Consider the following 14,872-nt stretch of genomic DNA (forward strand, 5'->3'; position numbering starts at 1 on the left):
GCCATCACCTTTGCATGGGCAGAGAGCCCATGCTGCAGGCGCTGACAGTCAACTCATCCCGATTGCTCCCCAACGCGGCCCCATAAAGATCTTAAACAGGTTCTAGAATCAGCCCCTTGCGGCTTGTGTGCCGCCCCGTCTTTCTGCTTCTTCCCGCTTTTTACGCCTGCCATGCTCGAAAAATACAACCATCTCGACGTCGAACCGTCTGCGCAAAACTATTGGAATGGCCGCGACGCCTACCGCGTCACCGAAGATGCATCCAAGAAGAAGTTCTACGCCTGCTCCATGCTGCCTTACCCCAGCGGCAAGCTGCACATGGGCCATGTGCGCAACTACACCATCAACGACATGCTGGCGCGCCAGCTGCGCATGCAGGGCTACAACGTGCTCATGCCCATGGGCTGGGACGCTTTCGGCCTGCCAGCTGAAAACGCGGCGATGAAGAACGGTGTGCCGCCCGCGCAGTGGACCTTTGACAACATCGCCTACATGAAGAAGCAGATGCAGGCCATGGGCCTGGCCATCGACTGGAGCCGCGAGGTCGCCACCTGCACGCCCGAGTACTACAAGTGGAACCAGTGGCTGTTCTTGAAGATGCTGGACAAGGGCATTGCCTACCGCAAGACCCAGGTGGTCAACTGGGACCCGGTGGACATGACCGTGCTGGCCAACGAGCAGGTCATCGACGGCAAGGGCTGGCGCACCGGCGCCGTGGTTGAGAAGCGTGAAATCCCCGGCTACTACCTGAAGATCACCGACTACGCCGATGAACTGCTGGGCCAGGTCAAGGACGATCTGCCCGGCTGGCCCGAGCGCGTCAAGCTGATGCAGGAGAACTGGATCGGCAAGAGCGAAGGCGTGCGTTTTGCCTTCCCGCACACCATCCAGGACAGCAGCGGCCAGCTGATCGGCGACGGCAAGATGTATGTCTTCACCACCCGTGCCGACACCATCATGGGCGTGACCTTCTGCGCCGTGGCGCCCGAGCACCCGCTGGCCACGCATGCGGCCCAAACCAATCCCAAGCTGGCGGCCTTCATTGAGAGCTGCAAGCAGGGCGGCACTACCGAGGCTGAGCTGGCGGTGCGTGAAAAAGAAGGCATGCCCACCGGTCTGCAAGTCATCCACCCGCTGAACGGCCACAAGATCGACGTCTGGGTTGGCAACTATGTGCTGATGGGCTATGGCGACGGCGCGGTAATGGGCGTGCCCGCCCACGACGAGCGCGACTTCGCCTTTGCGCTGAAGTACGAGCTGCCCATCGTCCAGGTAGTGCACGTAGACCACCTGCATTACGACTACCACCACTGGAACGACTGGTACGGTGACAAGCAACGCGGCGTGACCATCAACTCCGACAGTTTCAGCGGCCTGGGCTTCCAGGACGCGGTGAATGCAGTGGCCCACGCGCTGCAGGTCAAGGGCCTGGGCGAGAAGAAGACCACCTGGCGTCTGCGCGACTGGGGCGTGAGCCGCCAGCGCTACTGGGGCACGCCCATCCCCATCATCCACTGCGAAGAACACGGCGCGGTGCCGGTGCCAGAGAAAGATCTGCCAGTGGTGTTGCCACAGGACTGCATCCCCGACGGCTCTGGCAACCCGCTGAACAAGCACGAAGGCTTCCACGCTGGCGTGGTCTGCCCGATCTGTGGCGCCAAGGCCCGGCGCGAGACCGACACCATGGACACCTTTGTGGATTCCAGTTGGTACTTCATGCGCTATTGCGACCCGCACAACACCGACAAGATGGTGGCCGAGGGCGCCAACTACTGGATGCCCATGGACCAGTACATCGGTGGCATCGAGCACGCCATCCTGCACCTGCTGTACGCGCGCTTCTGGACCAAGGTGATGCGCGACCTGGACTTGGTTCAGGTGGACGAGCCCTTCAGCAAGCTGCTGACCCAGGGCATGGTGCTGAACGGCGCCTTCTCGCACAAGCCGGCCAGCGGTGGCATCCAGTACCACTGGGAGAGCGAAGTCGATGTGAAGCGCAATGAGCGCGACCAGATCGTCGGTGGCACGCTGAAGGCCGACGGCACACTGCTGGACTACGAGCTCACCACCATGAGCAAGAGCAAGAGCAACGGCGTCGACCCGCAGGACCTGATCGAGAAGTACGGCGCCGATACCGCCCGCCTGTACACCATGTTCACCGCGCCGCCCGAAGCCACGCTGGAGTGGAATGACGCGTCTGTTGAAGGCAGTTACCGTTTCCTGCGCCGTGTGTGGAACTTCGGTGTCAAACTGGCTGCTATGGATTCCGTAGCGGCTGTCGCAAGTGTTACGGGCGCTAGCAGCCTGAAAGACGTGGAGTTCAGCAAAGAGGCCAAGGCCTTGCGGCTGGAGGTGCACACCGTGCTGCGCCAGGTGGACTACGACTACCAGCGCATGCAATACAACACCGTGGTGTCCGGCTGCATGAAGCTGCTGAACGCGCTGGAAGACTTCAAGGCGCAGGACTCTGCCGGTGCCCAGGTGGCGCTGATCGAGGCTTTCAGCATCCTGCTGCGCTGCCTGTACCCGGCCACGCCCCACATCACCCATGCGCTGTGGACCGAGCTTGGCTACGCAGACCGTTTTGGCGATCTGCTGGATGCGCCCTGGCCGGTGGTGGACCCGCTGGCCCTGGTGCAGGACGAGATTGAACTGATGCTGCAGGTCAACGGCAAGCTGCGCGGCTCCATCTTTGTGGCCGCCACTGCCGCCAAGCCCGAGATCGAAGCTGCGGCCCTGGCCTGCGAGGCGTTTACCAAGATCGCCGCCGGAGCGGCACCTAAAAAAATCATCGTGGTGCCCGGGCGCCTGGTGAACCTGGTGCTGTGATGCGCCGCCGCCTGCTTTTGGCATTGCCCGCTGCGATTTCCGCGCTGGGCCTGGCGGGCTGCGGCTTCCAGCTGCGCCAGGCACCCAACTATGCGTTCACCACCATTTTTGTGCGTGTGGCCGAGGCGTCTTCGCTGGGCATTGAGCTTAAGCGCAACATCAAGGCCAGCGGCAAGGTCGAGGTCATCACCGACCCGGCCAAGTTGGCGACGGCCCAGGTGGTGCTGGAGGTGCTGCAGGACCAGCGCGAGAAAACCGTGGCCTCGCTCACCTCGTCGGGCCAGGTGCGTGAATTCCAGCTGCGCGTGCGCATGAAGTTCCGCCTGCGCACGCCAGACGGCAAAGAGCTGATCCCCGATTCCGAGATCGTGCAGCAGCGCGACATTAGCTATTCGGAAAGCACGGCCCTGTCCAAGGAAGCCGAAGAGCAGCTGCTGTACCGCAGCATGCAGACCGACGTGGTGCAGCAGATCATGCGTCGGCTTGGCTCCGTCAAAGAACTCTAGCCGCCGCGATGCAACTGGCTCCCGGCCAACTCACGGCGCAGCTGCAAAAAGGGCTGCGCTCGCTCTACACCCTGCACGGCGACGAGCCGCTGCTGGTGCAGGAGGCGCTGGACGCGATCCGTGCCGTGGCGCGCAGCCAGGGCTTTACCGAGCGCACGGTGCATACCGTGTCCGGCGCGCATTTCGATTGGAGCGAAGTGCTGGCCGCCGGTGGCTCGCTCAGCCTGTTTGCTGACAAGCAGATGTTGGAGGTTCGCATCCCGTCCGGCAAGCCGGGCAAGGAGGGCAGCCCGGCCTTGCAGCGCCTGGCCGAGCAGGCTGAGGGCAATACCGACACCCTGACCTTGGTGGTCTTGCCGCGCCTGGACAAGCAGGCCAAGTCTGCCGCCTGGTTTGTGGCGCTGGAGCGTTACGGCGTGACGGTGCAGGTGGAGCCGGTGGAGCGCGGCGCCCTGCCGCAATGGATCGCCCAGCGCCTGCAGGCCCAGGGGCAGCGGGTCGAAGCCGGTGTCGAGGGCCAGCGCACTTTGCAGTTCTTTGCCGACCGGGTCGAGGGCAATCTGCTGGCCGCGCACCAGGAAATCCAGAAGCTGGCTCTGCTGTATCCGGCGGGCGAGCTGCAATGGCAGCAGGTGGAGGCCGCGGTGCTGAACGTGGCCCGTTACGACGTGTTCAAGCTGTCCGAGGCCGTGCTGGCCGGCCAGCGCCTGCGGGTGCAGCGCATGCTCGACGGCCTGCAGGCCGAGGGCGAGGCCGAGGTACTGGTGCACTGGGCGATTGCCGAAGACATCCGCGCGCTCAAGCGTGTGAAAGACGCCATGGACGCCGGCAAGCCCCTGCCCATGGCGCTGCGCGACAACCGCGTCTGGGGCGCCAAAGAGCGCTTGTTCGAGCGCGTGCTGCCGCGCCTGGGCTCCAACACCATCGCAGAGCTGCTGGCGGCCGCGCACCAGGTGGATGGCATTGTCAAAGGCCTGAAGCTGCCGAATTGGCCGGCCGATTCCTGGCAGGCCCTGCACCGTCTCGCCGGCATGCTGTGCCAGGCTTGTGTGCCCCCAGCCGGGCGCTAAATATTCTTGCGTGAGAAAATAGGGCGATGAACGCTCTGAACATCGCCGAATACACCCAGACTTTGGGTTTGCAAGCAAAAGTGGCTTCTGCGCAGATGGCGCGTGCGCAAGCAGCTACTAAAAACATAGCATTGCGCACCCTGGCCCGCCTGCTGCGCGACAACACCGCCGCACTGCAGATTGAAAATGCCAAGGACCTGGACCGCGCCCGCGCCGCCGGCCTGGCCGCGCCCATGGTGGACCGCCTCAAGCTCAGCCCGCAGACGCTGGAAACCTGCGCCCAGGGCTGCGAGCAACTGGCCGCCATGCCTGACAGCATTGGCGAAATCATCGGCCTGCAGCAGCAGCCCAGCGGCATCCGCGTGGGCCAGATGCGTGTGCCGATCGGCGTGTTCGGCATGATCTTCGAGAGCCGCCCGAATGTGACCATCGAGGCCGCGAGCCTGTCGATCAAGAGCGGCAATGCCTGCATCTTGCGCGGCGGCTCCGAGGCCATCGAATCGAACAAGGCGCTGGCTTTGCTGGTCCAAAAAGCGCTGACCGAGGCTGGCCTGCCGGCCGACGCGGTGCAGCTGGTGCAGACCACCGACCGCGAAGTCGTCGGCCAGCTGATCACCATGCCCCAGTACGTGGACGTGATCATCCCGCGCGGCGGCAAGAGCCTGATCGAGCGCATCAGCCGCGACGCCAAGGTGCCGGTGATCAAACACCTGGACGGCAACTGCCATGTCTACGTGGACGACCCCTGCGACATCGCCATGGCGGTGAAGGTGGCCGACAACGCCAAGACGCAAAAGTACAGCCCCTGTAACGCCACCGAGGGCCTGCTGGTCGCGCGTGGTGTGGCGGCCGAGTTCCTGCCATTGATCGGCGCCATTTATGCCGCCAAGGGCGTGGAAATGCGATGTGATCCGGCTGCGGCGCAGATACTGTCTGCACATGCAGCTACCAAAGATGTAGCAAATATCGTGGCCGCCACCGAGCAGGACTGGTCCGAGGAGTACCTGGCGCCGGTCATCAGCATCAAGATCGTCGAAGGTGTCGACGAGGCGATTGCCCATATCAACAAGTATTCGTCGCACCATACCGACGCCATCCTCACGCGCGACCACATGCATGCTCAAGCGTTCCTGCGCGAGGTAGATTCGGCCAGCGTGATGGTGAACGCCAGCACCCGTTTTGCCGATGGCTTCGAGTACGGTCTGGGCGCAGAAATCGGCATCAGCACCGACAAGTTCCACGCCCGCGGTCCGGTCGGCCTGGCTGGCCTGACTTCGCTCAAATATGTGGTCTTAGGCCAGGGCGAGGTGCGCGGTTAACAAAAGAAAAGCAGGCTAAGAATTCTCTGCTTGCCAGTTACCAGCGCCCGAAATAGTCGCTACGGTTTTTATCCCAGGAACCCGTGGAACCGGCTCCGCCGGGCCACTGGGTTCGCCCCCTGCAAGGGGGTTGGCGGAAACACGCAGTGTGGAGCCTGGGGGTGTGCTAATTTAAGTCGCCGACCTTGTCGCTGGGGTACTTGAACGAGTCGCGCAGCATATAGGGCATGGGCAGTGCCAGGTTGATGCCCTTGGGCGGTATCGGTAGCTGGAACCAGCGCGCGTACAGGGCGTTGATCTCGCCGCTCTGGATGATGCGGCGCATTTCCTGGTCCACTACTTTCTTGAACGGCGCGTCGTCCTTGGGCAGCATGATGGCGTAGGGCTCGATGGTCAGCGGCTTGCCCGTCACCACAAAGTCCTCAGGCTTGCTGGCATTGGCCCGCAGACCCGACAGCAGCACGTCGTCCATCGCGAACGCCGCGGCTTGGCCAGCGGCCACCATAGCGAAGGCCTGTGCGTGGTCGGCGGCCTCCACCACATTGATGTGCAGCGACTGCTCGTTGTTGATGCGCCGCAGGCGCTCCAGCGGCGTCGTACCCTTGGTCGAGACCACGGTCTTGCCCGCCAGCTGGGCCAGGGATTCGATGTGGTCATTGCTGCGCACCAGCAGACGTGCGCTGGAGATAAAGTGCGGAATCGTGAAGTCCACCGTCTTGCGGCGTTCCGCATTGTTGGTGGTGGAGCCGCATTCCATCGCGGCCTGGCCCTCGGAGATGGCGCTAAGGCGCTTGTCGGGCGTGACCAGCAGGTATTTCACCGCCAGCTTGTCCATTTTCAATTCGTGCTTGATGGCCTCCACCACTTTCAGGCACAGGTCCAGGGCATAGCCCATGGGGCGGCCGTCGGCTTCCACATACGAGAAGGGAATGGATGCATTGCGGTGCGCCAGGGTGATTTCACCACTGGCGCGGATGTTTTCCAGCGTGCCGGCACCTGCCGTCAGGCTGCAGCAAAAGACCATACAAGTGGACAAGCAAAAGGAGCGAAAAGCCATGGCAGGTGCAGGGGTGGGGAAAAAGTTGCGAATGGGCGGCGGCTGCATCTTGCAGAGCCGCAAAGAATCCGCATATTCTGTGCCAATGCCTTCGCGCGTGCAGGGATTTTTGCGTTGACCCATCCGGCTGCCTGGCGCCGGGTCTGTCTTGCCAGCTTCCTACAATGCGCTTATACCCTTCAAAGAAAAACCCATGGTTCCCCATCTCATTACTGCGCTGACCGGCCCTATCAATGAACTGGAGCAGCGCATCCTGGACTCCATGCCCGCGATCGAGCGCTGGTTTCGGTTGGAGTGGATGGAGCACACCCCGCCGTTTTATTGCGCGGTGGATATCCGCAACGCCGGTTTCAAGCTGGCACCGGTGGATACCAACCTGTTTCCCGGCAGCTGGAACAACCTGACGCCGCAAATGCTGCCCCTGGCCGTGCAGTCAGCCATGGCCGCCATCGAGAAGATCTGCCCCGAGGCCAAGAACCTGCTGCTGATTGCCGAAAACGATACGCGCAGTACCTTCTACCTGGCGAACCTGGCGCAGCTGCAGCGCATCTTCCACATGGCTGGCCTGAACGTACGCATTGGCTCCATCAGCCCCGACGCAAAGGAAGCCAAGACCATCAATTTGCCGAATGGCGAGCAGGTCACACTGGAGCCAGTGGTGCGCAGCAAGCGCCGCCTGGGTCTGAAGGATTTCGACCCTTGCACGATTCTGCTGAACAACGACCTGTCGGCCGGCCCTCCGGGCATTCTGGAAGACCTGCATGAGCAGTACCTCCTGCCGCCGCTGCACGCGGGTGGCTCGGTGCGGCGCAAAAGCACCCATTTCCGCAGTTACGAAGAGCTGGCCAAGCGCTTGGGCAAGCTGCTGGGCATAGACCCCTGGCTGATCAACCCCATGTTCAACCAGTGCGGCGCGGTGGACATGGCCGAAGGCCACGGCATGGACTGCCTGACCACCAATGTGGACGCCTTGTTGGGCAAGATCCGGCGCAAATACAAGGAATACGGCATCCATGAGAAGCCGTTCGTCATCGTCAAGTCAGACTTCGGCGCCCCCGGCATGGGTATTTTGACGGTGCGCGACGTGAAGGATCTGGCCGTGTTGCACCACCGTGCCAAGACCCGCAAGGACGATCTGCCGGTGCGCGACACCATCATCCAGGAAGGTGTGTTGACCAATGAGCGCATCAACGACGCCGTGGCCGAGCCCGTGGTTTACATGATGGACCGCTACGTGGTGGGCGGTTTCTACCGCATCCATGCCGAGCGCGGGGTGGACGAATACCTCAACGCACCGGGTTCCAGCTATGTGCCGCTGGCCTTCGCTGAAAGCGCCCATCTGCCCCAGGTGGGTGTGCGCCCTGGCGCCAGCGCGCCGAACCGTTTTTACATGTATGGCGTGGTGGCGCGCCTAGCCATGGCGGCAGCCAGCTATGAGCTGGAAGCCACCGACCCGGACGCTGAAACCTACGATTGAAGTAGCAGGGGGAATGAGTTGCTGCATTGCAACATTTTTTCAATTCCCCCCGAATAGGCAGTCTGCCCGGCTTGAAAGCGCTTGTGCAAGGCGCAAAATACGCTTCCCAAAGTTTATGGAACCCCGCTGACCTTATGGAGGTCGTCCCCGCGGGACCTTATTTGTGCAAAGTTCAAAATCTTCGCTTACGGCGCTCACACTCGGTGCACTCGGTGTGGTCTACGGCGATATCGGTACCTCTCCCCTCTACGCATTCAAAGAAGTTTTTGCCCACGGCCATGTGCAGGTAAGCGAGTTCAATGTGCTCGGCGTCCTGTCCCTGTTCTTCTGGGCTTTGATGGTGGTGGTGTCACTCAAATACGTGGTGCTCATCATGCGGGCCGACAACAACGGTGAAGGCGGGCTGATGGCCCTGCTGGCGCTGGCGGCGGAGTCGGTCAAGACCAGCCCTCGTCTGCGACAAGCTTTGCTCATGCTGGGCGTGTTCGGCCTAGCACTGTTTTTTGGCGATGGCGTGATCACCCCGGCCATCTCCGTGCTGTCGGCGGTCGAGGGCGTGGAAATCATCACACCGGGCGCAGCGCCTTACGTGAAAGCCATTTCCCTGGTGATCCTGGTGCTGCTGTTCATGGTGCAGCGCCGGGGTACGGGTGACATCGGCAAGTTTTTCGGCCCGGTGACACTGCTGTGGTTTGGTTTGCTGGCGGTGATGGGTGTCGCCCAGATCCTGCGCTACCCCGCCGTGCTCATGGCCCTGTCGCCTATTTACGCGCTGAAATTCTCGTTTCAGAACCTGCACATTGCCTTCATTACGTTGGGCGCGGTGTTCCTGTGCCTGACCGGAGCCGAGGCACTGTATGCCGACATGGGGCACTTTGGCAAACAGCCCATCCGTATTGCCTGGTTTGCGGTGGTGATGCCGGCGCTGACGCTCAATTATTTTGGCCAGGGCGCGCTGGTGTTGATGGACCCTGCGGCTGTTGACAACCCCTTTTACCTGATGGTTCCCGACTGGGCACTGATTCCGACGGTGGGCCTGGCGACTGCCGCCACGGTGATCGCCTCGCAGGCGTTGATTTCCGGTGCCTTCTCAGCCACCAAGCAAACCATCCAGATGGGCTATTTGCCGCGTCTGAGCATTTTGCACACCTCGGTGCGCGACACCGGGCAAATCTATGTGCCGGTAGTCAACTGGACCCTGCTGGCCGGGGTGGTGGCGGCGGTGCTGATGTTCGGCTCGTCCGATGCGTTGGCTGCGGCGTACGGCATTTCGGTCAGCCTGTTGATGGTTATCACCACCGCGCTGACCTTCTTTGTGGTGCGCTACGGTTGGGGTTATTCCCTGCCGTTGTGCTTGGCTGCGACCGGTTTCTTCCTGGTGGTGGATGTGGTCTTCCTGGCGTCCAATTCGCTGAAGATCCTGCAAGGCGGCTGGTTTCCGCTGGCCATGGCCATTGTTCTGTACATCGTGATGTCCACCTGGAAGGACGGCCGCCGGCTGCTGGCCCTCAAGCAGCGTGAAAACGCCATGGACCTGCAAAGCTTTCTGGACTCGGTGTTTATCAGCCCGCCCATGCGCGTGGAAGGCACTGCCGTGTTCATGACCGCTGACAAGGGCATGGTGCCCAATGCCTTGCTGCACAACCTCAAACACAACAAGGTGCTGCATGAGAACAACCTCTTCGTTACCGTGCACAACCACCCGATTCCCTGGGTGGGCATGGACAAGCGCCTGGAGGTGATCGCCTTGGGCCATAACTGCTGGCAGGTCACCATCCACTACGGCTTCAAGAACGGCCCGGACGTTCCACGTGCCCTGGAGCTGATCCGCGGCCGTGGTTGCGAGCTGGAGGTCATGACCACCAGCTACTTCCTGTCGCGCGACACCGTCATTCCTACCCTGGGCGGCGGCATGGCGCCATGGCGTGAAAAGCTGTTTGCCCAGATGCACCACAACGCCAGCGACGCTGCCGACTTCCTGCGTCTGCCCAACAACGCGGTGGTTGAGCTGGGCTCCAAGATAGAAATTTAGCCGCACCGCCAGGGTGCGACAATCCGGTCCGCACAGTGCCCCGGGCCCCCGGGGCTTTTCCGATTTGCCGCTTGCTTCCGGACCCATCCCACCGTGTTGTCTTCCCCATCCCCCCTGGATTTCGATGTCTTGATCGTGGGCAGCGGCCTTGCCGGCCTGAGCGCTGCGCTATTGTTGGCCCCCACCCACCGCGTAGCGGTACTCACCAAGCGTGGCCTGAACGACGGCGCCAGCGCCTGGGCCCAGGGCGGTATTGCGGCGGTGCTGGGCCAGGGCGACAGCTTTGCCGCCCATGTGGACGACACCCTGGTGGCCGGCGGCGGCCTGTGCGATGTGGACGCCACCCGCTACGTGGTCGAGCACGCGCCCGAATGTATCGCCTGGCTGCAGTCCATGGGCGTGCCGTTTTCCATGGAAGACGGCCAGCTGCACCTGACCCGCGAGGGCGGCCACAGCCACCGCCGCATCGTGCACGCCACCGATGCCACCGGCGCGGCCGTGCAGCAGACCATGATCGAGCAGGTGCTCCACCACCCGCACATCAGCTTGTTTGAAAACCACACCCTGGTGGACCTGATCGTGGGCAGCAAACTGGGCCTGGCCGAGCAGGGCTGCGTGGGACTGTATGCGCTGGACGGCGACAGCGACACCGTGCGCACCTTCAGTGCGCCCAACACCATCCTGGCCACCGGTGGCGCGGGCAAGGTGTATCTGTACACCTCGAACCCCGATACCGCCACCGGCGACGGCATTGCCGCCGCCTGGCGCGCCGGCTGCACGGTGGCGAACATGGAATTCATCCAGTTCCACCCCACCTGCCTGTACCACCCACAGGCCAAATCGTTTCTGATCACCGAGGCCGTGCGCGGCGAAGGTGGCCGCCTGCTGCGCCCCGATGGCAGCCGCTTCATGCCCGAGCACGACGAACGCGCCGAACTGGCCCCGCGCGACGTGGTGGCCCGTGCCATCGACTTCGAGATGAAGAAGGGCGGCTTCGACTGCGTCTACCTCGACATCTCGCACCAGCCCAAGGAATTCTTGCTGGAGCACTTCCCCAACATCTACGCGCGCTGCCTGGAGCTGGGCATAGACATTTCGCGCCAGCCTATCCCGGTGGTGCCCGCCGCCCACTACACCTGCGGCGGCGTGCTGACCGACCTGCAGGGCCGCACCGATGTGCCCGGCCTGTACGCGCTGGGCGAAACCGCTTGCACCGGCCTGCACGGCGCGAATCGCCTGGCCAGCAACTCGCTGCTGGAATGCATGGTGTTTGCCCGCGCCGCCGCCCAAGCCCTGGCCCTGCTGGAGCGCAAACCCGCCCCCCAGCTGCCAGACTGGGACGACAGCCAGGTCACCGACAGCGACGAGCTGGTGGTGCTGTCGCACAACTGGGACGAGTTGCGCCGCTTCATGTGGGATTACGTGGGCATCGTCCGCACCACCAAACGGCTGGAGCGCGCGGCCCACCGCATCGCCCTGCTGCAGAGCGAAATCCACGAGTTCTACGCCCGCTTCCATGTGACCCGCGACCTGCTGGAACTGCGCAATTTGCTGCAGGTGGCCGACCTGATCGTGCGCAGCGCCCGCTCCCGCCTGGAAAGCCGCGGCGGCCACTTCAGCCGCGACTATCCGGAACTGGCGCCGTCCTCCGAGTCCACGGTGCTGGTGCCTGGGAATTTATAAGAAATGAGGCGCTGGCGCAGATACTACCTGCGCCAGTAGCTACAAAAACAGTAGCTAAACCAGATCCGCGTCGATCCAGCCGCGCAGGCTGTTCACAAACGCGAAAGCCTGCAAGCGTGGCAGCTCGTCCACCCGTACCACAGCTTCGACCAAGCGGCCTTCCTGCAGGGCCACGGCCCGGCCTATGCCGCCCAGCAGGCCGCAGGCCAGGGGCGGCGTGACCCAACGGCCGTCCAGCAGCAGCGCGATATTGCCGCGTGTGCATTCCGTGATCTCGCCGGCCGGGTTCCACAGCAAGGTGTCGAAGATGCCGGGCGGTGTGGCGAAGGCGTCGTAGTGGGCGCGGCGGGTGGTTTTGAAGCGCACGAATTCGCCATAGGCCTCGGCCAGTGGGCGGTCCGCCAGCTGTAGCCGTACCCGGGCCGGCGAAGCTTCGAGCGCATAGGCCTCGGCCGTGGCCTGGCCTTGCGCATCGAGCAGCAGGCGCACGCGCCAGGACTTTTCTGGGTGGCCGGCGATCAAGGTGTCCAGGGTGTGCGCGACATGCTCTGGGTTCCACGGCGTGCCGAAATATGCGGCCGCTTGGGCCATCCGCGCCAGGTGCTCGGCGCGGTTGCGCAGCCTGCCATCGACCAGGGCCAGGGTTTCCAGCAGCGCGAACGGCGCACTGGCGCGCTGCACAAAAGCCTGCTTGTTGGCCCATTCCTGCCACTCGCCTTCGGCGCTGGCGTCGGAGGTGATGCCGCTGCCGATGCCGCATTGCGCGTGGGTGCCGCGCAGGGTCACGGTGCGGATAGGTACGTTGAAGGTCGATGTGCCGCCCGGCTGGACCACGCCGATGGCGCCGCAGTAGACGCCGCGCGCGTTGGGTTCCAGCGATTGGATCTTGCGCATGGCCTGCACCTTGGGCGCGCCGGTAACCGAGCCGCAGGGGAATAGCGCGGCGAATACCTCCGCCAGGCTGCAGCCGGCACGGGTGCGGGCACTCACATCCGAGGTCATCTGCCATACCGTCGGCAGTGCCTCGGTATGGAACAGCCGTGGCACTTGGACGCTGAACGGCTCGGCGATGCGCGACACGTCGTTGCGCAGCAGGTCGACGATCATCACGTTCTCGGCCCGTTCCTTGGGCGATGCGCGCAGCGCTGCCGCCAATGCTGCGTCCTCGGCCTCGGTCGCGCCGCGGCGTGCCGTGCCTTTCATCGGGCGGGCCAGGATATGACCGTCACGCCAGTCGAAAAACAGTTCGGGCGAGACCGACAGGATTTGTGTGTCACCGGTATCGATGAAAGCCGCATAACCGCCCGGCTGGGCACGCTGCAAGGCGGCGAACAAGGCCTGCGGTGCGCCGCTGAAGCGGCCCTGCATCTGCGCCGTCAGGTTCACCTGGTACAGCTCGCCATCGGCAATCGCCTGCAGCAGCGTTGCCATCGCGGCGTCGAAATCCGCGCGGGCGATAAAGCCTTGCCAATCGATCTGCGCAGTGCCTACAGCAAGCTCAGGCCAGGGCAGGGGTTTGTCGTACACCGCGAACCAGGCCAGCGGACCATCGGCCTTGTGCACCGCCAGCGCCGCATCGAAGGCTGGCGCGGCCTCGTACTGCAGATAGCCCACGCACCACAGGCCTTGGGCGCTGGCGGCCTGCACGGCATCCAGCAGCGGCCGCACCTGGTCCCGCGTGTGGGCTACCAGCGTCTGCAGCGGCGTGCCAAATGCATGGCGCAGCCGCGGCGCGTTGGGCTGTGAGGGATCGCTGAAGTCGACCAGCGCGGTGATACCGTCCATCAGGCTGCGCCGATATGCGGCACCAGGCCGGTCGTGGGCTGGCCGTTCTTCAGCGCTGCGGTGAAGGCCAGCATGCGGTCGATGGGCACGCGGGCGCGCAGGCCCAGCGCGGGGTTGATGTGGATCTCGTTGGTGCCCAACTCCAGCACTTGGGCCAGGCCGGCCAGGCCGTTCATCGCCATCCACGGGCAGTGCGCGCAGCTCTTGCAGGTGGCGCTGTTGCCGGCCGTGGGGGCTTCGATGAACAGTTTGTGCGGGTTCTGCGTGCGCAGCTTGTGCAGCATACCGTTGTCGGTGGCGACAATGAAGGTGGTAGCAATCATGGTCCGCGCGGCGTTCAGGATGGCCGAGGTCGAGCCCACGGCATCGGCCAATGCCACCACGTCGGCCGGCGACTCGGGGTGTACCAGTACCTTGGCTTCAGGGTGCTCGGCTTTCAGCGCCTGGAGCTCGAAGGCCTTGAACTCGTCGTGCACGATGCAGGCGCCGTTCCAGAACACCATGTCGGCGCCCGTTTCGCGCTGGATGTAGCTGCCCAGGTGCTTGTCGGGCGCCCACAGAATCTTGTGGCCCTGGTCTTTCAGTGCCCGCACCACGTCGAGCGCGCAGCCCGAGGTCACCAGCCAGTCGGCGCGGGCTTTGACCTCGGCGCTGGTGTTGGCGTAGACCACCACGGTGCGGTCCGGGTGGGCGTCGCAAAACGCATTGAATTCGGCGCTAGGGCAGCCCAGGTCCAGCGAGCAGGTGGCGTCCAGATCCGGCATCAGGATGCGCTTTTCGGGCGAGAGGATCTTGGCGGTTTCGCCCATGAAGCGCACGCCTGAGACCACCAGGGTCTGCGCCGCATGGTCGCGGCCGAAGCGGGCCATTTCCAGCGAATCGCTGACCAGGCCGCCGGTTTCTTCCGCCAGGTCCTGCAGATCGGGGTGCACGTAGTAGTGCGACACCATGACCGCGTTGCGCTCTTTCAGCAGGCGGCGGATGCGGTCCTTCAGCGCCAGGCGTTCGGCCGGGCCGGGCTCGACCGGCACGCGGGCCCAGGCGTGGCGTGGGGCGCAGGCCGTGCCCTCTGCCGGCTGCTCGTATTCGACTTCCATCATCGTGTGCATGGCCG

10 protein-coding genes are annotated in these 14,872 nt (G+C 63.6%); 7 read left to right on the forward strand and 3 right to left on the reverse strand.

The genetic code is table 11. The annotated features are described in order from the left end of the window. Positions 1 to 171: 171 nt before the first annotated feature. Genes leuS through AC07R0_RS16195 form a run of 4 tightly spaced genes read left to right on the forward strand, consistent with a single transcriptional unit; the run spans position 172 to position 5,724 of the window. Entirely contained in the window at positions 172 to 2,829 is a 2,658-nt protein-coding gene (gene leuS / locus AC07R0_RS16180; RefSeq protein ID WP_495105618.1) for a leucine--tRNA ligase, read from the forward strand. Beyond that, entirely contained in the window at positions 2,829 to 3,335 is a 507-nt protein-coding gene (locus tag AC07R0_RS16185; protein ID WP_495105619.1) for an LPS-assembly lipoprotein LptE, read from the forward strand. The genes leuS and AC07R0_RS16185 overlap by 1 nt, the downstream gene beginning before the upstream one ends. Positions 3,336 to 3,343: 8 nt before the next feature. Further along, positions 3,344 to 4,405, forward strand: coding sequence for a DNA polymerase III subunit delta (gene holA, locus AC07R0_RS16190; protein WP_495105620.1), 1,062 nt, complete (start codon positions 3,344 to 3,346; stop codon positions 4,403 to 4,405). Between the two features lie 26 nt (positions 4,406 to 4,431). Further along, positions 4,432 to 5,724: a glutamate-5-semialdehyde dehydrogenase gene (locus AC07R0_RS16195; RefSeq protein WP_495105621.1), complete on the forward strand. Its 1,293-nt coding sequence runs from the start codon at positions 4,432 to 4,434 to the stop codon at positions 5,722 to 5,724. Positions 5,725 to 5,890: 166 nt separating this feature from the next. Here the strand turns inward: AC07R0_RS16195 and AC07R0_RS16200 are convergent, their stop codons facing one another. Next, the gene (locus AC07R0_RS16200; RefSeq protein ID WP_495076861.1) at positions 5,891 to 6,781 is read right to left on the reverse strand and encodes an amino acid ABC transporter substrate-binding protein; all 891 of its coding nucleotides are present in this window, start codon (positions 6,779 to 6,781) and stop codon (positions 5,891 to 5,893) included. A 193-nt stretch (positions 6,782 to 6,974) separates the two neighbouring features. Between AC07R0_RS16200 and gshA the strand changes: the two genes are divergently transcribed. The 3 genes from gshA to nadB all read left to right on the forward strand — a co-directional run bounded on the left by gshA (position 6,975) and on the right by nadB (position 11,973). Next, a complete protein-coding gene (gshA, locus tag AC07R0_RS16205) occupies positions 6,975 to 8,258 on the forward strand; it encodes a glutamate--cysteine ligase (protein ID WP_495105622.1) in 1,284 nt (427 codons plus the stop codon). A 163-nt stretch (positions 8,259 to 8,421) separates the two neighbouring features. Next, positions 8,422 to 10,290, forward strand: a complete 1,869-nt coding sequence (locus tag AC07R0_RS16210; protein ID WP_495076859.1) for a potassium transporter Kup — start codon at positions 8,422 to 8,424, stop codon at positions 10,288 to 10,290. A 93-nt stretch (positions 10,291 to 10,383) separates the two neighbouring features. After that, positions 10,384 to 11,973, forward strand: coding sequence for an L-aspartate oxidase (gene nadB, locus AC07R0_RS16215; RefSeq protein WP_495105623.1), 1,590 nt, complete (start codon positions 10,384 to 10,386; stop codon positions 11,971 to 11,973). Positions 11,974 to 12,027: 54 nt separating this feature from the next. Here nadB and pabB read toward each other — a convergent pair whose 3' ends face one another. Both pabB and nadA read right to left on the reverse strand, forming a co-directional pair. Then, the gene (gene pabB / locus AC07R0_RS16220; protein WP_495105624.1) at positions 12,028 to 13,758 is read right to left on the reverse strand and encodes an aminodeoxychorismate synthase component I; all 1,731 of its coding nucleotides are present in this window, start codon (positions 13,756 to 13,758) and stop codon (positions 12,028 to 12,030) included. Continuing rightward, entirely contained in the window at positions 13,758 to 14,867 is a 1,110-nt protein-coding gene (gene nadA, locus AC07R0_RS16225; protein WP_495105625.1) for a quinolinate synthase NadA, read from the reverse strand. The genes pabB and nadA overlap by 1 nt, the downstream gene beginning before the upstream one ends. Positions 14,868 to 14,872: the final 5 nt, after the last annotated feature.

The organism is Rhodoferax sp. GW821-FHT07F03 (assembly GCF_059418745.1).